This window comes from Viridibacillus arvi, assembly GCF_001274945.1.
Classification (GTDB): Bacteria; Bacillota; Bacilli; order Bacillales_A; family Planococcaceae; genus Viridibacillus; species Viridibacillus arvi.
Genome location: NZ_LILB01000005.1, coordinates 862,325 through 886,237, shown reverse-complemented (window position 1 = coordinate 886,237; position 23,913 = coordinate 862,325). Strand labels below are relative to the sequence as shown.

Sequence of the window (23,913 nt, the reverse complement as noted above, 5' to 3'; positions counted from 1 at the left end):
GAACAGCTTTTTTATTTGATAAATTTACTTAGTAATCCAGCTTCCTTAGCTGTTATAAATACCATGACAATTAATGGACCTATAAAAAAACCTAAGAACCCAAATAATTGTAAGCCGATATACATACTAATTAATGTAGCAAGTGGAGGTAATCCGATTTGAGCACTCATAACCTTCGTCTCTAATATTTGGCGGAGAATTATAATGACAATCGCTAATGCTGCCAATTTGATACCCATTGCCATTTGACCAGTAAGCATAGCGTAAATGGCCCAAGGAGCTAAAATAACAATGGCACCTAAAATAGGTAATAAATCGACGAACCAGATGATTAAAGCCATTATAATGGCGTATTTAGGGACGATGAATAGTAAAGCGCAAAAAGTAACAACTAAAATACATAAGCTAACGATTAATTCTGCTTTAATATAACCAAATAATACAATATGGAGTTTTTGAAAAAGTACTTTCCACTTTTCCGCCTTATTTTGAGAAATATATGAATTAAACTTTTTTTTGAGTTTCGGCATTTCAGACATAAATAAAAATAGAGCAAACATATAAACAAGTAAATTGAGTAAAAAAAACGGTAGCTTAGATACGATCATTTTTAATCTATCGTAGTTAAAGAACTCGATGAATGAGGATTGAAGTCTTTCAATTACTCTGTCAATACCAAGTTGAATCTCAGTAATTACTTCAATAGGTAGATCGTGAGTGATCTTTGCTAATCGATTTTGAAGGTTCATCCAAGATGCGGTTAATTGGTCGAAAAGTTCAGGAGCTATTTTTGATAAATGAGAGACTTGAGTGATAGCATTTGTGATGGAGAAGTACAGGATACTTGATAATACGATTAAAAAGAGAGAGAATACAATGATGACTGAAAAACGTCTGGATTTAATCCATTTTCGTTGTAGAAGTTGTATAAGTGGCTCAAGTAACAGAGCGGTCACAAGAGATAGTAAAATTGGTATAGATGCTGGTATCAAAATGTATAATAGTAATAGAACTATAATGGTTAGTAAGATTTTTTTTAATATACTAAAAAAATTGGATTTAGCCAATCAAATCACCTATCTTTTAAATTTACGCTCATAGTATGGATAAATTTCTAATTTTTATCCAATGAAAAAAGTGCTGAAAGATATCAGCACTTAAATAAAACTATTAAGCATGAATTTCAAATGATTTAATTTGTTTTTCAAGAGATTTCAAAATTTCTTGGCAAGATTTTACTAGATGAGCAGGGAATACTTCACCTTCACCATATTCTACACCGTGTGGAAAGTAGTGTTTACCAAGAGCTGGTTTTAATAGTGTAATCATTGCATCATTAGCGCCGATGTCACCGTCTTTTGTGAAACCGAATACACGTAGGTAGAATGTACCTTCACGTACATCAAAGCGTCTGTCCCAAGTTACGCGTTCGTAGTCCCAGCCTGTAGCACGGATTAAACCATGTTCGCGCATAAGATCATCAAGAAGTGTAATGTCAGCTAAAGTGTTTTCAAGTCCTGTATTTTCGAAATACATAAATTTCGTCCTCCTTTGACTCATCGTACCATATATACGTTCCATTTTATAATAGAGCAAAAATGCATCGGTTGCAATGACAACATTGTGAATACATCACGGCAATTGGTATAATAAAATAACTAAACAAATTGGGGAGAGGCCATGTGAAAGCGTTATTTCGAATATTAATTATATTAGCAGCTATATTAGTTGTTTTCTTCTATACAAATCAGTCCGTAAAGGAAAATGAACTATTAACAGCTCCAAATTCACAAGGAAAAGTAATACCTAATCAAGATGTTCCAAATGTGAATGATAAGGCTATACCTAGACCGAAAGATGGATTATCTACATTAGTAGGAAAGTCTACTAATGCATTAGAAAAATTAGAAGGCAAGCCAAGCCGAGTAGAACCTTCTGCTTATGGTTATGAATGGTGGGTATACGATGAGGGTTATGATGATTATTTAATGGTTGGTGTAGAGGGACGTAAAGTAACACAAGTGTATATTGCTGGTGTTAATGGTGCAGCGACACCTTTTAAAATAGGTCAGTCATTAGATGATATATATCGTTCTACTATTATTGATACGGAAGTCAATGTGCAAATTGACGAAAATATTTACACTTTTATTTTGGATGAAGAAGATATGAAAACACGTATTTTAACGATGTATGATGGTTTATATGCTCAAATGTATTTTGACGCGAAAGATCAAACCTTACAGGCAGTACGCTTCATAGATGGAGAAACACTCGTGAAACAGCAGCCGTATGATATGACATATGTCGGCGACATGATTACATCAAACGTACCTTCATCTTATTTACAAGTTGAAATAGATTTAGCGAATCAGCGACAACTTTTTGATTTGACGAACGTTTATCGGACTCAAAAAGGTTTGCCAGCTTTAAACGCAGCAATTGATTTAAATAGTATAGCTCAAAGTCATGCTGCAAGTTTAGCGCTTGGCAATTTTTCAAAAGAGGGCGTTCAGCCAGATACTTTAAAAGAGCGATTAAAAAATGCAGTTGTTAATTTTGATATGGCAGCAGAAAATATTGCGGAGGATTACCTAGATGCTCCCGAAGCAATTAATGGATTACTTAATTCAGAGAAACACCGAGACACATTATTAAATGAAGATTATAATCAGCTCGGATCGGGTGCTTTTGGTAAACACTTTTCACAGGTGTTTATTCAAAGTATAGATAGTATATCGGATGAGCCATGATGAATAGCAGGTATGATTAGTGTTCCTTGGTCCATAGAAAAAGTATTTCGAATATGCAGTGTGAGATGGTGTTTTTCTGCCGTCTCCGCTGCTTTTTTTTGCACTATTGGATGGTTATCATTGAGTAATTCGTGGAATTCGGGATACGTTAATTTTGAAATTAATTCCGCGTTAGCATTAACTTTAGGATTGTAAGTCATAACTCCAGGAACGTCTTTATAGTATTCAATAAATTGTGCCTTCAAGGCAGCTCCAAGTAGCGCCGCGGTTAAATCACTACCTCCACGTCCTAAAGTAGTAATATCTCCCTCTGCAGTGGAACCTTGAAAACCAGGTACGATGACGCAAGAAGTCTCGCTTAGAGCTTTTTCTATGGCTGTTGTGTGAACAGCATGGATTTCTGCGTCACCAAAGTTATCGGATGTTTCAATGCCAATCCCTTGACCATACAACAAAGTATTATCGATACCACATTGTTCTAATTCAGCTGAAATGACTGCTGCGGCAATCATTTCTCCACATGCTGCAACGAGGTCTTTTGATTTAGAATCGTTTTTAAAAGCACTTGTTAAGGTTAACAAGGTATCAGTGGCATAAGCATCTCCACCGCGGCCCATAGCTGAAACAACGATAACTGCCTTTTCAAATTTATGAATAGCCTTACGTATATGAAGGATGCAATGTTTACGCGAAGCTTCGGATTGCATTGCGATTCCACCAAACTTTTGAATAATCATAGTGAATACTCCCATCTTTCTTCGTGTCATTTTGTGCACTCTCTTCATACGATACAAGTGAATAGCGGATTGTAATAATGTATTCGATGATGTTAAAAACGTGCAGGAGGAAAGCAGTTGATCTTAGCAGAGCTTATTAAGGATTGGCCTTGTGAAGTACAGGGCGGCTCGATACGTGTAGAAATTAGTGGAATAACTGATGTTGCAGAACAAATCCAGCCAGGTAATATTTTCGTTGCAAGGAAAGGAAAACAGCATAATGGTTGGCATTTTGTTTCCGAAGCAGTGGCAAAAGGAGCAGTAGCCATTGTGTATGATCAAGACCAGCCAATTGAACATTTAGAAGTGCCTCATGTTTGGGTACCTGATTGTTCAACCTTTTTATCCTATGCATGTAAAGCTGTTGTAGGGGATAAAATTGAATTATTGACTGTCATTGGGGTGACCGGAACAAATGGCAAGACAACTGTAACGCATTTTATTGGGCAGATATTACAAAAGCTTGGAGCTAAAGTAGCTGTACTTGGCACATTAGGATTATGGATAAATGGTGAGCGTCAGGATCAGAATACTTCTTCTATGACCACACCACCTCCAACCTATTTGTACCCGATTTTTGCGCAATGCGTAGAATTGGGCGTGAAGTATATTATTATAGAAGCATCTTCTTTAGGATTGTCGCAACATCGATTAGATCATTGCCCAATTGATTACGGCGTATATTTAAATATGAGTAGAGATCATTATGACGAACATGGTAGTAAGGAAAAGTATGAATTAGCCAAGAGAAAATTGGCTACTTTAGCAAATAAAATAATTGTTAATGCTGACGATCCATTTTGTTTAAATATGAAACAGCATCATGTAAGATCCTTTACTTTTGGTCGACATCGAACCGCGGACATTAGCGTCATTCATAAAGAGATAAATGGTACTTCCACCGTTTTACTTGTGCAATATTTGGAAAATCCAGTTGAAATAAAGATGCCATTTGTAGGAGAGCATCACCAACAAAATGTATTAGCAGCAGTGGCAACTGTACAACAACTTGGATATCCGCTTCAAACCATTGCTCCAAGTATTCCTTACCTCACATTGCCTTCAGGAAGACAACAAGAAGTAGAGAATGATCTTGGTATACGAATATTCATTGACTACGCTCATACACCGAGTGCTCTTGTAGCTGTTTTACAATCTCTTAAATTAATATCTAAAAAGAAATTAATAGTAGTTTTTGGCTGTGGGGGAGACCGGGACCAAGGAAAACGTCGTGAAATGGGAAAAGTAGCAGATAGTTATGCTCATAAAATATGGTTAACAAGTGACAATCCTCGCAGAGAACAAGCGGATATGATCATTGCCCAAATTGCACAGGGCATTGATCTGACACCATATGCAATTAAAATTAATCGAAAACAAGCGATAGAAAGTGCAATAGCTGAGGCTAATCCTGGGGATACTGTTTTAATTGCGGGAAAGGGGCATGAAACGACTCAAATAATTGGTAATGAAGTCGTCCCATTCTCAGATTATGAAATTGCTAAAGAATATATAAAACTATTAAAAACGCGGCTCAATGACGAAAAATGAGGAAGTTATGAATGAGGCATGTTAGCCAACTTTCTTTTCAATTGAAAATTAGAGTTACCTTAGTACGATTACCTTGATGAATAGATTTAGTTTTGCAATTAATATATTTTGATAGAGGTTTTCACATAATGCAATGTTAGATTACTCGTATCTACACGGTAACCATCTGCTACAAAGTGATTGGCATATGTTTCTATACAAGTTTATCAATAGTAGTTGCAATGATATTAACATTTGGTAGGATAGCAAGTGAAATTGGAATAGAAATTGTTCTAATACTACTATGGCATGTGCTTCTGAAGCATTCGTTAAAATAATGTGAAGTAATTTCCAACTCGCCTATTGAAAGTCTCTTTGAATAAATAATAGTGAGATCCTATTTTTACAGAATACCCCTTATTTTTTAATGTAATAACCGTAGAAAACAGACGTATTCGGCTTTACTTAAAATTTATTTTGCTTGACCTAGATCTAGAAGTACCTGAAATTATTTATGGGAAAACCACAATGCATTAATAACTAGTATCAAGACGGAGGATGGAAATTGACATCCTTCGTTTTTTTATTGTTTAGTAATTGTTTTGGTAAATTGATTTATTTATGGTAAAGATGAAAAATGCTTTAGTAAATAAATGATTAGAGCTAGGTTTAATTATTCTTAGAATTTTCTTTTTTTAAATTGTCGTACAAGTAATGCGCCTTGAATATGATGCAAAGACACTATTATATCGGAGGGGTATTTCATGAATTCCATACTTCCATACTTCTTTTTAGGGGTATCTTTAGCCACACCAATTGGCCCTGTTAAAGCAACTTTATTAAATACAGGTATTAAAAATGGATTTTTCCATGCTTGGTTTTTCGGTCTTGGTGCAGTCGTCACCGATATTTTATATATGGTCATGGTGTACTTTGGCATTGGACACTTTATAGAAATACCTTTAATAAAAACGCTACTTTGGTCATTCGGCTTTTTCGTACTTATGTACACAGGTATTGAGAATCTACTGACATTACATACTATTGAGATGGATTCAAAATTTGGAAAAGTGGTTCGTTTAAGACATTCATTATTATCAGGTTTTTTAATGGCATTGTTAAATCCATTAACAATCCTTTTTTGGTTAGGTATATATGGATCGGTTCTTGTAGGAGGAGCGGGAACATTATCAGGGGTAGAAATAATTCTCTATAGTGTATTCATATTACTGGGCATTTCTTTAGTCGATTTAATAATGGCCTCTATATCAGGGGGGTCACGGAAAGTTTTATCGTCATCTTTTTTGAGAATCGTTTCCGTTATTTCATCTTTATCAATGATCGGGTTCGGTATTTATTTTGGTATTCAAGCTTACCATTCAATTTTTTAATTTGTCTAGATGTTCACAACGCTCTTTTTCCTTAATGTACATAATGTGTATCCAAACGCATAAAAAAAATAAGCAAGGAAATCATACCTTTAATAATTGAAAATAATCTAACAATTAATAGAGGTGTATGGATGGGGAATGTTGGTAATCGTAAAGACAATGTCAGCCTCTGGTGTATAATCAGTTTGGCATCAATTCCATTAGTTATGACACTTGGGAATTCTATGTTGATTCCAGTGTTACCGATTTTGGAGAAAAATGTAGGGATTTCTTCTTTTCAATCAAGTATGATTATCACCAGTTATTCAGTAGCGGCAATTATTCTCATTCCAGTTGCAGGCTACTTATCGGATCGTTTTGGGAGAAAAATGGTCATCTTACCGAGTTTAATCTTAGCGTTAATCGGTGGTCTAATAGCTGGTATAGCCTCTTGGAAAATGGAAAATCCGTATATGGGTATTATTATCGGAAGGATTTTACAAGGTGCAGGAGCATCAGGTGCTATGCCGATAGTATTACCGCTAGTAGGTGATTTATATAAAGATGATGATGAAAAAACAAGTTCATGTTTAGGAATTATTGAAACGTCAAATACGTTCGGAAAAGTATTAAGTCCAATTCTAGGTTCATTGTTTGCAGCTTTCATATGGTTTTTACCATTCTTCTCTATATCTGCTTTTAGCTTAATCTCTATCGTACTAATTTTCTTCTTTGTGAAAGTACCTAAAGAAAAAGACGAACCAGTAAAACTAAAAGAATTTTTGACCAATGTTAAAACCACATTTAAGCAAGAGGGAAAGTGGTTATTCACCGTATTTCTAAACGGGGCATTTGTTATGCTTATTTTGTTTGGTGCATTATTTTTCTTATCTGAAAATCTTGAAAAAACACACGATATTAAAGGTGTTAAAAAGGGATTTGTGTTAGCTATTCCTTTAATGATGCTCTGTATCGCTTCTTTTATTACTGGCAGGAAGATAAAAGGGGATATGAAGCTCATTAAGAAGCTGATGATTATCTGTTTAATTGTTCTTTCTATTAGCGTTGTGTTTGTTGGATATACAGCAGAAAAGTTGGTTCTATTGTTAGTGGTGACCAGTATTGTGGGCATTGCAATCGGAGCAATATTACCAGTGTTAGATGCCATCATTACCGAAAATATTCGAAAAGAGGAGAGAGGTACTGTCACTTCTTTTTATAGTTCAGCCAGATTTATCGGTGTTGCAGCAGGTCCACCAGTCATGTCACTTGTTATGGAGAAATATCTAAATATGAGTTATATTTCAGCAGGTGTTATAGGGCTTATTATCTTGTTTTTAGTATTTAAGTTCATACAAATTGATAAAATCGGGCAAAAAAACAGTGCCACATAATAAAAAGGAGCGATCAGTTAACTTAGCTGAATCGTTCCTTTTTACTTTTTATATGAAAATACATGATGTTTTTACTTACTTGGAATTCAAACTGAAAAGGATGAGGAAAATACCTGAGAATAGACAAACCATTTTGAGCAACGAAACTTTTTCGGCTAAGCCTAATAAACCAATACCAGTCGTAACAATTAAAACAGTAGGTCCAACTAACGCAAGGAGAGTATTGATATAAAATGCTTTTTCTAAATCATTGTACTTAAACATAAAAAGTGCTGCTGTCACCTCAATACTCCCTGAACATAGTCTTAACAAAATCATTAAAAGAAGTGCTTTTTCGATAAAAATGACCACCTTATTTTTTCATATTCATCGTAAGTAGATAACTTAGCTCGTACAGAAGTAGTGAAAACTGGATAAGAGAAATATGTAAATTTAGTTTATTGGTAACTATCATTTTAGCTTTTCTATAGTGTATGTATGCTTTTCCACTATTATCAATAAGTCATGCTTTTTGATAAGATAGTTGCAACAGTTAATAAATGGGATGAGTTGTTCATATTTTTAGTGCAGTCGTACAAAGGAGATTTAGATTTAGTTTGAAGAAAAATACGAAAAAGACTAAGGGGTTTAAGTGAATAACTTTTTTTCAATCGCTAACTTAACAATCAAACAGTAAATCTGTTATGATATTAATGGAATGGAGGAATGAAATATGATGATGACTTCTGAGTGGGCAGAAATCCTTGATGAAGTAGATGTCCTGAGTAAAATGATACGATCCTCCAAAGAAATAGCAACGTTGCAGCATGCCTACAACAGTGTTTATTCCGATGTTGAACTTGTAGAAGAAATTGCTTCATTCCAACGGATGAAAGAGCAATACGAAGATGTTCAACGTTTTGGGAAGTATCATCCGGATTACCAAACAATAATGAAATCGATCCGTTTGCAAAAACGTAAACTCGATTTAAACGATAAAATAGCAGCTCTGAAAGTTGCCGAAAATGATTATCAAGATTTATTAGATGAAATCAGTTTGTTAATTGGCAAAACGGTATCAGAGGCTGTAAAAGTGCCTGTTAGTAACCCGTTCTTAAACTCTAGTTCATCATGTGGTTCGGGTTGTGGAACTGGCGGTAGTTGTTCTTGTTCAGCATAAGAAAAAAGACTTATACGAATTTCGTATAAGTCTTTTTTTTATATAACTCTGTTATTCATTTAATAGTTCAACTGCTAAATCAGGGCGATCAGTAACAATACCTTTGGCACCTGCTGCTAGTAATTGTTCCATTGTTGATACGTCGTTGATTGTCCAATAATGTACTGGAATATTCAAGTTTTCTAAGAAACGTATAAAGTTAGCATTATCTAAAGCAAAAACACCAAATTTCGATGGAATTTGGAATACGTCAACTTTTGGATGATATAGATGGCCAAATTGACTAGTGAAAGAAGTATAAGCCTTTTTTACTTCACCTTGACCAGCACCTAAAGCAACCTTATTTTGAGCATAAAGATTAAATCGATCGATTTGTTCGTCGAAGAAGCTTGTCACAACAACACGATTTTCGACACCTAACTCTTCGATTAAACGCCAAAGTTTTGAAGGCATTAATCCTCCCTCATATGTATCTGGCGCATCTTTCATATCAATATTTACGAGCATTTGAGGAAATTCTTCTAACAATGAACGTAATGTAACAATTGATTGTTTAGCCTCTCGATATGGTAAGTAACCATCCAAATCAACAAAATTATAGCCAAAGTTTAATAACTGTAATTCTTCTAAAGTTAAATCTGCTACGCGACCTGATCCATCACAAGTACGATCTACATACTCATCATGGAAAACAATGATTTCTTCATCTTTTGTTAAACGAATATCGATTTCGAAGCCGTGAACACCGAGTTCTGCTGCTTTACGGAATGCAGCCATCGTATGTTCTGGTGCTAAATGTGAGCCGCCACGATGTGCAAGTACAATAGGGTGGTCATATTGTAATGCATCTTTATCGCTTCGTTTTTGAGGTTTTGAAAGAGCTTTTGAACCTGCCCATGCTGCTGCGCTTGCCGCTGCAATTGCGATTGCAACTTTCGTTTTCTTTCCCATTATAGTCCTCCTCTAAATGCAGACTTCTAATTTTATTATAACGGATAAACCATATCTCTGTCAGCTAAACTTGGTTGCGATTGAATTCCAAGCTATGGTATTCTTGTTTGTAAGAAAAGAGGGAATCCATATGAAAGACCGACAAGGCCTGATTGTGTATGTCCATCATTTAAAACAAGCAAAATCTTTGCGAAGATATGGACATGTACACTATATTTCAAGAAAATTAAAATATGTTGTACTTTATTGTGATCAAGATGAAATTGAAGCGACGATGGCCAAAATGATACGACTTCCGTATGTTAAAAACGCAGTGCCTTCATATCGTCCTTTTGTATCAACTGAGTTTGAAAATGCGAAACCTGATAAGGCAAAAGAATACGATTATAAAACTGATTTATAAAACTTTGGTTATATTTGTCGATAAAAAGAACATCCAGTATATTGTTGTCAAACTGAATGGAAATTGATGAAACGTATCAGTTAGTGCATGGATGGGATATAATGATTGAGACGCATAATACCAATAAGATATTGGTAATAGAGAGTATTTTCTGCAAATTCAGATGAGTGTTTTACGTTTAACGTAATTGCTTGTCTGCCGATTTCAGTTATTTTATTTTCGAATAGTTGAACTCGTTTAGAAGGCTTTGTTTGTGAATGCGAAATACCTTCTCTACAAATATAAAGTGGTGTAAATTTACTTTCACCAACTGGATTAAAAGCTACTGCAAGAGAAGCTACACTTTTGCCGTTATGTTCAGATACAAGTATGAAGGCATTACGATAGCGATGCTGATTTGTTTCTGCAAGTTCGCATAGTTCAAAAACGTCACCAAAACCTTTGCCGAGTTCAATAAATTGTTGAATCATTGTTCGTACACATCCTTTCCTAACACATAGTATCATGATGCAGGAGGATTAGCACATGAAATTTGCTGCCAGCTTATTTTCAATTTTATTATTTTTAAACGGCATAATGTTAACTTTTCAGTACCATGTCTTTTCGGATCAATTGTCTGAGGAGGATAAGGTATTTAACTATGACCAAGAAATAGAAGTGATTTATCGTAAAGGAAAGTTGATAGTGAACCATCACTTTACCGACCTCCCACAAGATAATGTGAAGCTTATTTGGCCAACTAAGAGTAAGAAAAAGGCATGTCTCTTAGACGATGTAAAAAGTTGTGAACGTTTAAATGAGCAACTAACTCAGCTGAAAGCAGGAGATGAAGAGAAACAATCCATCTCTTATGAAATTCCAATATCTAAAAAAGGGCTTACTTCAGGTGAAATTTTACGTAACATTTTTTTAACTCTACAAAATGGGACCCCAGTACATACACAGGTTCACATTTCTGATGAGACAAAATCGGGTGGTCAATGGTTTACTGGTCTACAATTAGTAGGTCAAAAAACACTAGATCTAGTAGATTATTCAATGTATAGCGGTTACGGAGCAGTGACTGATTTATATTGGCAAAAGCAAAAGTTGAAAACTGTCTTTGAAAATGAACAAGTTACTTTATATAGTGACAAGGCGATATCGAAAGATTTAAAAACAGAATTAAATGACTTTTCTTTGGATGGCTTTAATCATGTAGCGATTATGCAAAGTTCAAAGAAAAACTCAGCAACACGAATTTTATTTACACCAGTATTTAATGTTGGGTCTATTGAAAAGAAAATCGTCATGTCTCAGATTGGACAACAATATGACTTCGTAAGTAATAACAATTGGTTGCCAATTGCCGTTGCGTCCTTTATAACGGGGAAAGAAATTGGTTCTGATAAGGCACATGAAATCACTCAGATTGTAAATAAGTACATGACAAACGAACAATCAAAAGTATGGAAAAAAAGTTTGATTGCTCAAAAAGGTGAAGTAATCTCACCAAAAGTACTCGACAAATTGTTGTCAAAAACACTGGATTTACAAACGTCATTTTTTGAAATGAATGACAATGATCGTACTGAGATTGCTCCGTTGTTATTTGAAGATGCGCGACATGTGTATTTGAAAGATAATGAGGATGAAGATACGCAAGTTATTTTCAAAGATGGTCGTATTTTTTTATAAAGCGGTACCGGTATTAAATGGTCTTGGTTATGAAGTAAGTACGGGGAAAAATGGATTGTATATAGAAAGTGATACGCGAAATTTCAGATTCCCAATGAGTGAGTCATTCTATGTATATAATCAAAAACGCTATAATATCATTTCGCAACCTTTCGAAAAATTTGGTGACGATTATTATGTGGAAGAAGCATGGCTTGTTAGGTTATTCTTGGTCGATGTAGAAAAGTCGGATGACAAAATTAATATTGCGCCATCCGCTATTTTGAATTAAAATCGATTAAAAATGTAAGTAAGAGAAGGTTTGGTGAAACAATGAGAGTGATTGCTGGTGACAGAAAAGGGATGCCCTTAAAAGCGGTATCTGGCACAACCACTAGACCAACAACAGATAAAGTTAAAGAATCATTATTCAATATATTAGGTCCGTTTTTTGATGGTGGTACCGTTTTGGACTTATTTGCAGGTAGTGGTGGACTTGGTATTGAAGCCATTAGTAGAGGAATGGATAAAGGTATTTTCATTGAAAAAGATGGACGCGCCTTCCAAAATCTAAAAGAAAATATACAAAAATGTCGTTATGAAGAACAGACTGAGCTTTTTCGAAACGATGCGGTTAGAGCTATGAAAGCCCTTATAAAAAAGGGAGTACAAGTTGACTTAATCTTTTTAGACCCACCTTATAAAAAACGAGCATATTATGATTTAGTAGAAGAAATAGTATCAAATAATGTTATCTCAAGCTCAGGCACGATTGTTTGTGAGCATGATCGTGATACAGATTTACCAGACAACTTCCTGCATTTCGAAAAAATACGTGAAGAGAGTTATGGTAGCATTATTATTTCATTTTATCGCTCGGTGAAGGAAGAAGGAGAATCCATTGAATAAAATAGCTGTTGTACCAGGGACTTTTGATCCAATTACGAACGGACATTTAGACATTATTAAACGTGCCGCCGATATTTTTGATGAAGTTTATGTTGCTGTGATGAATAATTCCTCGAAAAAACCATTATTTAATGTGGATGAAAGAATGGATTTAATTTCACAAGTAACGTGCGACATGCCAAATGTTAAAGTGGATTCATCCTCTGGTTTATTAATCGACTATGCAAAAAAGCGCAATGCAGATGCCATAGTACGAGGTTTGCGTGCAGTTTCAGACTTTGAGTATGAAATGCAAATCACATCGATGAACCGCTTCCTTGACGAGAAAATTGAAACGTTTTTCATCATGACAAAAAATCAATACTCATTTTTAAGTTCTAGTATTGTAAAAGAAGTATCACAATATGGTGGAGATATCCATGGGTTAGTACCAGATATCGTTGAAGTTGCATTAAAAGAAAAGTTCAACTCGAAATAAAAGTAAGGCTGTTCTATGATGTACATCATAAAACAGCCTTTTTTGCGGTGATTTTCATAAGAAAATCACCCAGTATAGTAGAGGGAGTATAGGTATCATAATCAAGCGTAATAAAAAGTATGGAACAAGAGGGATATCAGCGTCCTTAGCTAAAACTGCAACTTGCAAATGAATACTTAAACCTTGAACCGCTAGAATAGTTATGAGCCATAAAGGTAAGTAAGCAGAACTTGCAAATGATTGTGTTGCAATATGTAAGCTAGAAGTCATTTCTAACACTGCATATAAAGAAACGGCCAAAACTGTAGGCAAATCGTGAAAGAAATGAAGTAATGTCTTTGCGATCACATGGCTAATTGTAGTGAAAAATATAACAGTTGTACCAACCAAAAGGACAGTCGGAATACTACCTTTCATACTTTCAATTAAAGGGAATGAATCACGTTTTAATTCCTTTTTTATGGACGTTGTTTCAGTTGGGCGTTTAGAAAACAATATGAAAATACCAAGTGTTACTAAATTTACACTATGTATTAGCAGTAACATTTGCCAACCAATAGAGGCATTTTCAAGTAATTCATAACCAACAAAGCCAATCATAAAGAGTGGACTAGGGGCATGACAAATAGCAAGTAAAAACTTACTTTCTCGCAGTGTTAATTGTTGTTCCTTTGTCATAAAAGCAATTGTAGCAGCGCCAGTCGGAAATCCTCCTAATGCACTTATGCCATATGCTTTTAAGTAAAGAGCAGTTTTAGAAGAATTACTACCGCCTTGATTTGTCAGGCGTAGTAACCATTGGGTCAATATTAAATAGGGCAATAAATAAGGGAAGAGTGCATTCATAAATAATTTGATGCCCACATCTGCCCCTTCATGAGCAATACCTGGTTGCAAAAGTAATAAAGCAATAAGTACCCAACAAATAATGATGTTCATACGAGAAACGAGAATTAGCTCCACCCATTCTTATCTTTTTATAAGTCAAATTCACAAATGCTAAAATTATTTTTAAAAAAATCGAACAAACCTTCTAATGTTTCGTCATATACATAGCTTAAGAGTTTGTTAATTGGAGGTGCATGTCTTGAATATCAAGAAATTTATAGGTTTTATAGTCATCGCTGCAATTGCGGTTTTAGGTTTTGTCTATCCATTACCTTATTATATTATGCAGCCAGGTGGAGCTTATGAGCTTTCTCAATTTGTAGAGGTAGAAAATGCAAAATTAGACAGCGAAGGAACAATGAGTCTCATGACTGTATCGATGTCTAAAGCAACGCCCTTTACTTATGCTGGTGCTAAGTTAAGTAGTCGAAAAGATTTGCTTCCGGAAACGCAAGTTAGAAGTCCGCATGAGAGTGAGGACGAATATAATTTACGTCAATTAAAACTTATGACAGATTCACAATTTAACGCCAAATATGTTGCTTTCAAAAAGGCAAATAAAGAATATGAGATTAAGTATAACGGTGTTTATGTTGTGTATGTTTTAGAAGATGGTGCAAGTGACGGTATTTTAAAGCCCGGTGACGAAGTGATTGGAATAGATGGAAAAAAAATTATTCGTCAAACAGAATTGATTGACTACTTAGCAGAAAAAAAATCCGGTGATAAAGTAAAACTTACTATCATTAGAGATGAAAAAGAGCAAACAAAATCTGTTACTTTAAAAGAAATACCTGGGACAAAAGGGAAAGTAGGTATTGGCATTACTTTCACAGAAAATAAATCAATTACAACTAACCCAAAAGTAAAAATCGAAGCGGATAAAATTGGTGGTCCTTCTGCAGGGTTAATGTTCACTTTAGAGATTATTGATCAATTAACAGAAGGAGATTTAACGAAAGGCTATAACGTAGCAGGTACAGGTGAAATGTTAGAATCGGGTGAAGTTGGCCGGATTGGTGGTATTGATAAAAAAATAATTGCTGCAGATGACGGTGGTATCGAAATTTTCTTTGCTCCAGACGATAAAATAACGGATGAAGTAAAAAAATTAAATCCTGGAATCAAAACAAATTATGAAATAGCTGTTGAAACCGCAAAAAAAATAGACACGAAAATGAAAATCGTGCCTGTAAAAACAGTGGATGATGCTCTAAAATATTTAGATGACTTAAAACAAAAATAATCTTTATACACGAATGGGCGGGGTTTTATAATCCAAGCCCATTCTTTTTGTATTTGCAGGTCCGCTAAGCGCAAGCATGTACAAATCGGTGGCATGGATATCTTGCATTAACATTGCATCGTTAGAGCTCGCTGCACGGCTAATAATAGGTAATGTAAAATCCTTTTTCTTTGTGGATAAATAATTTTGACCATTTCTAGTCATCCCTAACAAGCGAATATATGAAGGCTGCTTAAAGGATTTTAAACACTCCCACGTAAAGCCGGTAAAAATATGTGTAAGCATACGTTGTATACGTGTCCATGTGTAGCGTTTCGATTTAACTTTTTGCATAAACGACACAAAAGATTCACTTTCTCTTGCAGCACGTAGTAGCAAGTATTCAATGCCTTCCGTCACTTCTGCGAAATTTGCGAGTTCTTGTGGTGTATGACGAATGATTGTAAAGCGTAATAATGGCCAGAAAGTCTCCCAACTTCCAAAAGAAATATTTGATTTACGCCATTCTTCTAATCCTTTAAAGGAATCTAAAGGCATGTAGGAGACGATTGCATCTATAGAATTCTCTTCAAAAATGGCTTGTCTAATTCCGGTAGCACTGGCAATCGTTGAATCTGCTTCAATTGCATCATGATAACCAGCTTTAATACGCTGGATTGTTACAGCTTTTATATTTGAATGAATTTTATTTGCTTCTTCAATATAATGAAAACCTAAAATATTATTTGGTTTTGATAAATCTACGAATGACAGTTCATTTGTTGGGATAAGCTGTTTATATGCCGTATTTAACGCTTGAGGATAGCTTATACCTGTTTGAATAGCATCCCTTATCATTTGCTGTAAAGTATCGTTCTGCTCCTGTAACAGGCTATAACTGTTTAAAAACGGTGTTATATTGCCTTCTTCACTACCGAATGAGAAATAGTCACAGCACATAGCGTCTAATATGCTTATACCACCTTTAGCAAAATCGGATGCTTGAGCGGTTGCGTACACATAAGGTAATTCGACAACAAGATCTGCACCTGAAGCTAGAGCCATCTTTGTTCTCGTCCATTTATCGACAAAAGAAGGTTCACCTCTTTGTAAAAAATGACCACTCATCACTGCAATGACAATATCTGCATTTGTCTCTTTACGTGATTGTCTGATATGATGTAGGTGGCCGTTATGAAAAGGATTGTATTCTACAATTACACCGGTTGCTATCAAATCTTCACCCCATTTACACTCTATATCCGTAATTATACGGAGAGTTTGTAGTAGTGACAAGAAAATATCTTGACATCTATAATTTAGCATTATATAATCAACTTTGTTGTCTTGAGGTGATAAACGTATGAAATGGGCAATCCCACAATTATCTAAATATCGCCAAAACGGGATGCCGATTGACGAATTAGTTCAATTGGATGATGTGATGAAACGTAACCCGGACATCCGTCAGATTACACCTGTTCATGTAAAAGGGCACTGTACATTTGGTGCATCCCAAATCACTTGTCATTTTCAATTGACAGGCACGCTAACACTTCCTTGTGCACGAACATGGGAAGACGTTGAGTTTTCATTTGATATCGAGTCCGACGAAATATTCAGTTGGTCAGAAACTGCTAATGAAACAGACTACGATAATCTTCACATTGTAGAAGGTGAAGTAGTAAATGTTGACCCTGTGTTAGAAGAACTAATTTTATTAGAAATTCCGATGCAAGTGTATAAAGAAGATGCGACAATTCCGACACCTAAGAATAACTCTGATTGGAGTTTTTCAACGGAGGACGAGTTAGCCTATCAAAAACAGAATGACACAAAAAAAATAGATCCAAGACTTGCTGATTTAGCAAAGTATTTTGATCAAACAGACGAATAACCGATCTGTAAGGAGGTGCCATCGATGGCTGTACCATTTAGAAGAACTTCTAAAACTGCGAAACGTAAACGTCGCACACATTTCAAACTAGCTCTACCAGGTATGGTTGCTTGCCCAAACTGTGGTGAAAGTAAATTGGCTCACCACGTATGTAAAGCATGCGGTCAATACAAAGGTAAAGAAGTTGTGAGCAAATAATTCAGTATTTGTTCTGGAAAAGACTACTAGAGAGACCATGGCTCTCTAGTGGTCTTTTTTTATTTGTTTTTAATGCTGAAGGCTCTCTTTGAACCGCGATAAGCACTGATTTTAAAAAATATTAAATGTGACATATATAATTGTTTAATCTTATCTTTATTTACAGCAGCCTTCAGGTTGCTGTTTTATTTTTTGGCTATTTTTTTGAAAAAATTCCTTTCGGTAATGTTTGAATTTAGCAGCTCTTTTATACGCTGATAAAGTGAACTGGACTTGTGGGGCTCATTGCATCAGCCAATTAAAACAGGTATGATGATATTATTTCTATTTTCTAATTATTCTAAAAGGAGTAGAGTTAAATGGCGTATCATTTTCAAGAACAAGATGGAGTATTAACATTTACTATTGATCGTCCAGAACGACGTAATGCTATAAATGATGAAGTGATGGAAGGTTTTAAAAAAGTAATTACATATGTACATGATCATGATACCGTACGTTTTTTAGTCATTACGGGAGCAGGGAATCACGCATTTTGCTCCGGAGGGGATTTAGCAGAGTTTCATTCCTTAACAACTGAAAAGCAAGCTTTTGGAATGCTAAGTAAAATGGCTAAAATTCTTTATGATCTGGCGACTTTACCAGTCCCAACAATTGCCTTAGTTAATGGTGCTGCTGTTGGTGGAGGTTGTGAAATTGCGACAGCTTGTGATTTCCGTTTAGTAGCTTCAGAAGCAAAATGTGGTTTCATTCAAGGAACTTTAGCGATTACATCTGGCTGGGGTGGCGGAACATATTTATTTGAACGTGGATTACGTCATGATCGCGCCTTGAAAATGTTAGTAGACGCTAAAGCATATCCAGCTGGACTTTTATATGAAATCGGATGGGCTATGCGTGTATTTGAAGGGGATAAAGAAGCAGCACTTGAGGCGTTTATAGAGGACATGCGTAAAGTCCATCCTTCAGTTCATAAAGCTTATAAAGAAATGGAGCTACGCAAATGGAGAGAAATGGAGCTGTTTGATCGCGTTATGGAGGAAGTTCACACCTGCGCAAAATTGTGGGAAAGTGATGCACATCATGAAGCTGTAAATCGTTTTCTATCAAAATCAAAATAACTTCTAAAATTGAAAAACTCGCATATAGTAATAAAAATGCGAGGTGATTGAGATAGAAGTTAAAAAAAGAAAAGATCAATGGTTAGCTGTAGATGATACACGTTTGGTGGAAATTATATTAATGGCAGTTCGTGAAGGTCGCTCACAGCTTGCAGGTTTTGAAGAAGCAGCTGAAGAGTTAGGCCGTACAAAGCAAGCTTGTGGCTTTCGATGGAATAAAACATTAAGAGCGCAATATGAAGCTGAATTGGAAGATGCTAAAACAAGACCAAAGCAAATGATGCGGTCGCATCTAAAGCAAGCGCTTATGAGCTTTGATCAATTATCTGAAGCTTATCAATCATTGAAGAAATCTCATGAAACATTAAGGCATGAGCATGATGAGTTAGTAAAATGGCTCGAACAAGGTTTAGAGAAGGTTAGACAATAAAAATGCAGTTGAATATTTCGTATGGAAGGTCATTCTAAAGCTATTTTGGAATGATCTTTTTATTGTGAATAAAATAACAAAGATGAAAAAATACTCAATAATACGTAAAATTTGCTAGTTAATAGTTGAAATCGCTTTCTTATTTCGTTTAGACTAATAAGGAAAGGGAGAAACGGTTCAAGCAAAGGGGGATGAATATGCGCAAAGTTCTAATTGCCAATCGTGGGGAGATTGCGAGAAGAATTATCTCGACATGCCACAAGCTAGGTATTGAAACAGTTGCTATCTATTCAGATGCAGATCAAGATTTACCTTTCGTTAAAGAAGCGACAAATGCTGTTCGTATAGGTGGAAATCAGGTTGTACAGTCTTATTTGAAGGCTGATGATATTATTCAACTTGCCATTGAGCATCAGGTAAGTGATATTCATCCAGGTTACGGGTTGTTATCAGAAAATGCGGATTTTGCTAGAAAAGTAGAGGCTGCGGGAATTCGCTGGATTGGTCCAAATGCAAATGTAATCGAGCAAATGGGTGATAAAATTCAAGCGCGCCAAACGATGAAAAGTGCCGGTGTTCCAGTTGTACCAGGTTCAGAAGAAGGCCTAACTTCATTAGAAGAGGCACTACAGTTTGCTAGTCTAATTGGATACCCTGTAATGCTGAAGGCGTCAGCTGGCGGAGGCGGTATTGGCATGGTGTGCTGTGAAGATGAGCAAGCGCTCAGTCAAAGCTTTGAAAATGTAAAAAAACGTGCACAATCGTATTTTAAAAACGATCTCGTGTTTATTGAGAAGTATATTCCGAATGCGCGCCATATCGAAGTGCAAATATTTGGCGATGCTGAGGGGAATATAGTTCATTTATTTGAACGAAATTGTTCGATTCAACGACGTCACCAAAAGGTTATTGAAGAATCGCCATCACCTAATTTTCCGCAAGAGGAGCGCGTAAAATTATTGCAAGCTGCTGTGGATGCAGCAAAAGCTGTTCGTTATACCAATGCAGGAACAGTAGAATTTATAGTGGATGCGGAAAATCACTTTTATTTTCTCGAGATGAATACACGTTTACAGGTTGAGCATCCAGTTACTGAGGCTATTACTGGATTTGATCTTGTTGAGTGGCAATTGCAAGTAGCTGAAGGCAAGACATTACCTGTAAAAGACCAAACAGCTATAAAGTGCACTGGCCATGCAATTGAATATCGTATTTACGCAGAGGATCCAGAGAGGTTTTTGCCATCACCGGGTAAGTTGCAAGTATTGAAGTTCCCGCGAAAAGGTAATTGTCGAATAGATAGTGGTTACGTTGAAGGGAATGCAGTATCACCGTTTTATGATCCGCTTATTGCGAAACTTATCGTGTTTGGGGAAACAAGAGAGCAAGCATTGGCTAATTCTGAAACGGCTATCAAGGGCATAGATATACAAGGGGTAAAATCAAATCTGTTATTATTTGATCGATTATTGCAAGATGTAATGTTCCAATCAGGAGTTTATCATACAAGTTCGCTAACAGAATGGTTAGCCAATCACAAGGGGGATAAGATTTATGGGGGAAATTAAAGCATCAATGGCAGGTACTGTATTTCGTGTAGAGGTAAAAGAAGGAGACGCAGTAACTGCTGGTCAAACTGTCATCGTTTTAGAGTCTATGAAAATGGAAATTCCAGTAGATGCTGAAGTATCAGGCGTAGTTGCTGAAGTGAAGGTCAACGAAGGCGACTTCGTTAACGATGAGGATGTACTAGTCGTCTTAGGCTAATGTAGATGTAAGTGTAGAACACAAAGGGGAGGCCTTGATATGACTGAACAAACAGTATATAACGAACGTCTAGCCAACAAACTTGAGGGAATTTTTGCAGGTGGACATCCGAAATATCATGAAAAACTAAAAGAAACAAATAAATTGTTCGTACGAGATCGTTTAACGCTTCTTTTTGATAATGGAGAATATGAAGAGGATGGACGTTTTGCGAATTGTGAAGCAGTCGATTTACCTGCAGATGGCGTGGTCACTGCAATGGGAAAGGTGAATGGTCAAACAGTTTGCGTTATGGCGAATGATTCAACTATAAAAGCGGGTTCGTGGGGTTCTCGTACTGTAGAGAAAATTATCCGTATCCAAGAAGTGGCAGAAAAAAATCAAGTACCTATGATTTATTTAGTAGATTCAGCAGGAGCACGTATTACGGATCAATTGGAAATGTTTCCTGGGCGTCGTGGAGCAGGACGTATTTTCCACAATCAAGTGAGAATGTCAGGAATGATTCCGCAAATTTGTTTATTGTTTGGTCCTTCTGCTGCAGGTGGAGCATACATACCGGCGTTTTGTGATATTGTTGTTATGGTAGAAGGTAATGCTTCCATGTACTTAGGTTCACCTCGTATGGCTGAGAAGGTTATTGGGGAAAAGGTGTCGCTTGAGGAGATGGGTGGAGCACGTATGCATTGTACTGTTAGTGGGTGCGGAGATGTACTTGTTTCGACTGAGGAGGAAGCTATTTCCGAAGCACGTCGATATTTAACTTATTTTCCAGCGAATTTCGCTGATAAACCAGCAGTAATTGATGGAAAACAACCAAAACAGGGTCGCAAATTAGAAGAAATAATTCCTGAAAATCAAAACGCACCTTTTAATATGTATGAAGCGATTGATCAGTTAATAGATGAGGGAAGTTTTTTTGAAATAAAAAAACTTTTTGCACAGGAATTGATTACTGGTTTAGCGCGTATGGATGGTCAAGCGGTGGGAATTATTGCGAACCAACCGAAAGTAAAGGGCGGCGTATTGTTTGTTGACTCGGCAGATAAGGCGGCTAAATTCATTAATTTATGTGATGCATTTTCAATTCCATTATTGTTCCTAGCTGATGTGCCAGGCTTCATGATTGGTACAAAAGTAGAACGTGCGGGTATTATTCGCCATGGTGCGAAGTTAATTTCAGCGATGAGTTCGGCAACAGTACCTAAAATTTCAGTAGTTGTACGTAAAGCTTACGGAGCAGGACTATATGCAATGTGTGGTCCGGCATTTGAACCTGATGTCTGTATTGCACTTCCAACTGCGCAAATTGCGGTAATGGGTCCAGAGGCGGCAGTTAATGCCGTTTATTCAAATAAAATTGAAGCTATTGAAGATCCGAAAGAACGAATGCTGTTTGTAAAAGAAAAACATGATGAATATAAAAAGGAAATTGATATATACAAAATGGCATCCGAAATGATTGTCGATGAAATCGTAGCGCCATGTGATTTAAGAGCGGTCATTACGAAACGTTTGACTTATTATGACTCAAAACAAATCATGCTGCCATATCGAAAACATCCTGTTTATCCTGTATAATAAGTGTTGCAATTGAGGTCTGCCTGTCTAAGGTGGACCTCAGTCTATTTTTATTGAAAGGAGATATCGATATGCAAATTGTTGTTGTAGGTGGAGGAGCGGTTGGTTTGCTGCTAGCATCCTTGCTACAAAAAGATCACACCCAGATGAATATTCTTGTTCACCGAGAAACTCAAGCAAGTGAACTTAATGACAAAGGTCTACAGCAAATCGATGTCTTGCAACAGTCGCACCATACATATATTAAAGCTTCACATGACTTTAAAGTATTTCCGACAGATGCAATATGGATAATTGCCGTAAAATATCATCATCTAGCAAGTTTACAATCTCTATTTAATTCGTTACCAGAAAGCACGCCTTTACTTTTTATTCAAAATGGTGTGAAACATTTTCAATTTGCAAAGAACTTGAAACAGAAGCATATTGCTTTTAGTTCAGTAGAGTTTGGAGCTGAGAAACTATCGAATTCAAGTGTTGCACACAGAGGGTTTGGCAAGATGAAAATAGCTGTAGAAAGAGGAGATGGACAACCGTTTAAAAAGTTTTTTCAACTATCAGATTCTAAACTACCGATTGAATGGATAGAAAATGCAGAACAAATGTTAATACGAAAAGCACTATTAAATTGTCTTATTAATTCTTTAACGACTATACTAAATGTTAAAAACGGTTATCTTATTACGAATGAGCAAAGTTTAATATTATTAGAGAAATTATATAAAGAACTCATGGAAGCCTTCCCGGAACAACAGGATCAACTTCTATTTGAGGATGTACTTGCTTTATGTACAAAAACAGCAACTAATACATCTTCTATGCTTACAGATCGATTAAATGGAAGGTTAATGGAAGTAGATACGATTGTTGGTGGGATATTAGAGATAGCGCAAAATCGTGGTCACGAAATGTCTACATTAAAAACTCTTTATATTATATTAATGGCAGTGCAACAAGGCGGTGTAGAAAGATGATATATATACTGTCAATTTTTGGGCATTTCATTATACTTTGCCCAGTCATCTTATTTCTCATTATTTATTCACTTCTTAAAAAATTATCTAAGAAGCGAGTAAAAGTATTTGGTAGGGCAGCAGATATGACGACGTTTATACTGTTTTTTTCTGTGCCAGAATCTGTGAGTTTTTTATGGGGATATGATATCGGGTTTATAACTTTTATCGTTGCAATAATAATTGCGATAGTTTTTACGATAATTGAATGGCGCTCGACAAAAGAAATTGAAATACTACCGTTATTCAGGAAAATTTGGCGCTTCTTATTTTTAGCATTAACCATTACTTATGTGGTTATTTGGATTATTATAATAGTCCAAAGAATCATTTTATATGTGACGATGACGTGAGCGTATTTTTTCAATCCAATCGATTAAAATGCTATACTCGAAAGTAGTTAACAATATAGAG

At 35.9% G+C, this 23,913-nt stretch carries 28 protein-coding genes; 20 read left to right on the top strand and 8 right to left on the bottom strand.

What is annotated here, in order from left to right; genetic code table 11:
* Window positions 1–11: 11 nt before the first annotated feature.
* Both ytvI and AMD00_RS13620 read right to left on the bottom strand, forming a co-directional pair.
* A complete protein-coding gene (ytvI, locus tag AMD00_RS13625; RefSeq protein WP_053417568.1) occupies window positions 12–1,067 on the bottom strand; it encodes a sporulation integral membrane protein YtvI in 1,056 nt (351 codons plus the stop codon).
* 103 nt (window positions 1,068–1,170) lie between these two features.
* Window positions 1,171–1,536 carry a YugN family protein gene (locus tag AMD00_RS13620; protein ID WP_053417567.1) on the bottom strand — a complete coding sequence of 122 codons (366 nt, stop codon included), beginning with the start codon at window positions 1,534–1,536 and terminating at the stop codon, window positions 1,171–1,173.
* Between the two features lie 146 nt (window positions 1,537–1,682).
* On the opposite strand from AMD00_RS13620, the gene AMD00_RS13615 reads away from it, so the two are divergent.
* Window positions 1,683–2,753: a CAP domain-containing protein gene (locus tag AMD00_RS13615; RefSeq protein WP_053417566.1), complete on the top strand. Its 1,071-nt coding sequence runs from the start codon at window positions 1,683–1,685 to the stop codon at window positions 2,751–2,753.
* On the opposite strand, the gene AMD00_RS13610 is transcribed toward AMD00_RS13615, so the two are convergent.
* Window positions 2,720–3,490, bottom strand: coding sequence for an amino acid kinase family protein (locus AMD00_RS13610; protein ID WP_053417565.1), 771 nt, complete (start codon window positions 3,488–3,490; stop codon window positions 2,720–2,722). The two genes, AMD00_RS13615 and AMD00_RS13610, sit on opposite strands and share 34 nt — an antisense overlap.
* A gap of 117 nt (window positions 3,491–3,607) precedes the next feature.
* On the opposite strand from AMD00_RS13610, the gene AMD00_RS13605 reads away from it, so the two are divergent.
* From AMD00_RS13605 to AMD00_RS13595, 3 genes are all read left to right on the top strand, one after another.
* Window positions 3,608–5,080, top strand: coding sequence for a UDP-N-acetylmuramoyl-L-alanyl-D-glutamate--2,6-diaminopimelate ligase (locus AMD00_RS13605; RefSeq protein WP_053417564.1), 1,473 nt, complete (start codon window positions 3,608–3,610; stop codon window positions 5,078–5,080).
* 743 nt (window positions 5,081–5,823) lie between these two features.
* Window positions 5,824–6,450 (top strand): LysE family transporter, encoded by a 627-nt coding sequence (locus tag AMD00_RS13600; protein WP_053417563.1) that lies wholly within the window; start codon window positions 5,824–5,826, stop codon window positions 6,448–6,450.
* Window positions 6,451–6,581: 131 nt separating this feature from the next.
* Complete coding sequence (locus AMD00_RS13595; RefSeq protein ID WP_053417562.1) at window positions 6,582–7,823, top strand: MFS transporter; 1,242 nt, start codon at window positions 6,582–6,584, stop codon at window positions 7,821–7,823.
* A 75-nt stretch (window positions 7,824–7,898) separates the two neighbouring features.
* Here the strand turns inward: AMD00_RS13595 and AMD00_RS13590 are convergent, their stop codons facing one another.
* Complete coding sequence (locus tag AMD00_RS13590) at window positions 7,899–8,174, bottom strand: YqhV family protein (protein WP_245639521.1); 276 nt, start codon at window positions 8,172–8,174, stop codon at window positions 7,899–7,901.
* A gap of 361 nt (window positions 8,175–8,535) precedes the next feature.
* On the opposite strand from AMD00_RS13590, the gene AMD00_RS13585 reads away from it, so the two are divergent.
* Window positions 8,536–8,982, top strand: coding sequence for a YlbF family regulator (locus AMD00_RS13585; RefSeq protein WP_053417560.1), 447 nt, complete (start codon window positions 8,536–8,538; stop codon window positions 8,980–8,982).
* Between the two features lie 51 nt (window positions 8,983–9,033).
* Here AMD00_RS13585 and AMD00_RS13580 read toward each other — a convergent pair whose 3' ends face one another.
* Window positions 9,034–9,933, bottom strand: a complete 900-nt coding sequence (locus tag AMD00_RS13580) for a glycerophosphodiester phosphodiesterase (protein ID WP_053417559.1) — start codon at window positions 9,931–9,933, stop codon at window positions 9,034–9,036.
* A gap of 130 nt (window positions 9,934–10,063) precedes the next feature.
* Here AMD00_RS13580 and AMD00_RS13575 point away from each other — a divergent pair, with 130 nt between their 5' ends.
* A complete protein-coding gene (locus AMD00_RS13575) occupies window positions 10,064–10,336 on the top strand; it encodes a YlbG family protein (RefSeq protein WP_053417558.1) in 273 nt (90 codons plus the stop codon).
* 80 nt (window positions 10,337–10,416) lie between these two features.
* Here the strand turns inward: AMD00_RS13575 and AMD00_RS13570 are convergent, their stop codons facing one another.
* Entirely contained in the window at window positions 10,417–10,806 is a 390-nt protein-coding gene (locus AMD00_RS13570; RefSeq protein ID WP_053417557.1) for a DUF7147 family protein, read from the bottom strand.
* Between the two features lie 55 nt (window positions 10,807–10,861).
* On the opposite strand from AMD00_RS13570, the gene AMD00_RS13565 reads away from it, so the two are divergent.
* From AMD00_RS13565 to coaD, 4 genes are read left to right on the top strand one after another with little or no spacing between them, the layout of a single operon-like run.
* Window positions 10,862–12,013: a hypothetical protein gene (locus tag AMD00_RS13565; RefSeq protein WP_053417556.1), complete on the top strand. Its 1,152-nt coding sequence runs from the start codon at window positions 10,862–10,864 to the stop codon at window positions 12,011–12,013.
* Window positions 11,994–12,284: a hypothetical protein gene (locus tag AMD00_RS13560; RefSeq protein WP_053417555.1), complete on the top strand. Its 291-nt coding sequence runs from the start codon at window positions 11,994–11,996 to the stop codon at window positions 12,282–12,284. The genes AMD00_RS13565 and AMD00_RS13560 overlap by 20 nt, the downstream gene beginning before the upstream one ends.
* Window positions 12,285–12,325: 41 nt before the next feature.
* Window positions 12,326–12,901: a 16S rRNA (guanine(966)-N(2))-methyltransferase RsmD gene (gene rsmD / locus AMD00_RS13555; RefSeq protein ID WP_053417554.1), complete on the top strand. Its 576-nt coding sequence runs from the start codon at window positions 12,326–12,328 to the stop codon at window positions 12,899–12,901.
* A complete protein-coding gene (gene coaD / locus AMD00_RS13550; protein WP_053417553.1) occupies window positions 12,894–13,379 on the top strand; it encodes a pantetheine-phosphate adenylyltransferase in 486 nt (161 codons plus the stop codon). Before rsmD ends, coaD begins: the two co-directional genes overlap by 8 nt.
* A gap of 54 nt (window positions 13,380–13,433) precedes the next feature.
* On the opposite strand, the gene AMD00_RS13545 is transcribed toward coaD, so the two are convergent.
* Window positions 13,434–14,318 carry a hypothetical protein gene (locus tag AMD00_RS13545; protein WP_053417552.1) on the bottom strand — a complete coding sequence of 295 codons (885 nt, stop codon included), beginning with the start codon at window positions 14,316–14,318 and terminating at the stop codon, window positions 13,434–13,436.
* A gap of 148 nt (window positions 14,319–14,466) precedes the next feature.
* Here AMD00_RS13545 and AMD00_RS13540 point away from each other — a divergent pair, with 148 nt between their 5' ends.
* On the top strand, window positions 14,467–15,513 hold the full coding sequence (locus tag AMD00_RS13540; RefSeq protein WP_245639520.1) for a SepM family pheromone-processing serine protease: 1,047 nt from the start codon (window positions 14,467–14,469) through the stop codon (window positions 15,511–15,513).
* A gap of 3 nt (window positions 15,514–15,516) precedes the next feature.
* Here AMD00_RS13540 and AMD00_RS13535 read toward each other — a convergent pair whose 3' ends face one another.
* Entirely contained in the window at window positions 15,517–16,728 is a 1,212-nt protein-coding gene (locus tag AMD00_RS13535; RefSeq protein WP_053417551.1) for a nucleotidyltransferase, read from the bottom strand.
* Between the two features lie 127 nt (window positions 16,729–16,855).
* Between AMD00_RS13535 and AMD00_RS13530 the strand changes: the two genes are divergently transcribed.
* From AMD00_RS13530 to AMD00_RS13490, 9 genes are all read left to right on the top strand, one after another.
* Complete coding sequence (locus tag AMD00_RS13530; RefSeq protein WP_053417550.1) at window positions 16,856–17,389, top strand: YceD family protein; 534 nt, start codon at window positions 16,856–16,858, stop codon at window positions 17,387–17,389.
* Window positions 17,390–17,413: 24 nt separating this feature from the next.
* Window positions 17,414–17,587 (top strand): 50S ribosomal protein L32, encoded by a 174-nt coding sequence (gene rpmF, locus AMD00_RS13525; protein WP_038183775.1) that lies wholly within the window; start codon window positions 17,414–17,416, stop codon window positions 17,585–17,587.
* 359 nt (window positions 17,588–17,946) lie between these two features.
* On the top strand, window positions 17,947–18,708 hold the full coding sequence (locus AMD00_RS13520) for an enoyl-CoA hydratase/isomerase family protein (RefSeq protein WP_053417549.1): 762 nt from the start codon (window positions 17,947–17,949) through the stop codon (window positions 18,706–18,708).
* Between the two features lie 43 nt (window positions 18,709–18,751).
* Complete coding sequence (locus AMD00_RS13515; protein WP_227752001.1) at window positions 18,752–19,138, top strand: transcriptional regulator; 387 nt, start codon at window positions 18,752–18,754, stop codon at window positions 19,136–19,138.
* Window positions 19,139–19,335: 197 nt separating this feature from the next.
* Window positions 19,336–20,706 (top strand): acetyl-CoA carboxylase biotin carboxylase subunit, encoded by a 1,371-nt coding sequence (locus tag AMD00_RS13510; protein WP_053417548.1) that lies wholly within the window; start codon window positions 19,336–19,338, stop codon window positions 20,704–20,706.
* Entirely contained in the window at window positions 20,693–20,905 is a 213-nt protein-coding gene (locus AMD00_RS13505; protein WP_053417547.1) for an acetyl-CoA carboxylase biotin carboxyl carrier protein subunit, read from the top strand. The genes AMD00_RS13510 and AMD00_RS13505 overlap by 14 nt, the downstream gene beginning before the upstream one ends.
* 39 nt (window positions 20,906–20,944) lie before the next feature.
* Window positions 20,945–22,486 (top strand): acyl-CoA carboxylase subunit beta, encoded by a 1,542-nt coding sequence (locus AMD00_RS13500; protein WP_053417546.1) that lies wholly within the window; start codon window positions 20,945–20,947, stop codon window positions 22,484–22,486.
* Between the two features lie 71 nt (window positions 22,487–22,557).
* The gene (locus AMD00_RS13495; RefSeq protein WP_053417545.1) at window positions 22,558–23,460 is read left to right on the top strand and encodes a ketopantoate reductase family protein; all 903 of its coding nucleotides are present in this window, start codon (window positions 22,558–22,560) and stop codon (window positions 23,458–23,460) included.
* Window positions 23,457–23,852: a DUF3397 family protein gene (locus tag AMD00_RS13490; protein WP_053417544.1), complete on the top strand. Its 396-nt coding sequence runs from the start codon at window positions 23,457–23,459 to the stop codon at window positions 23,850–23,852. Before AMD00_RS13495 ends, AMD00_RS13490 begins: the two co-directional genes overlap by 4 nt.
* Window positions 23,853–23,913: the final 61 nt, after the last annotated feature.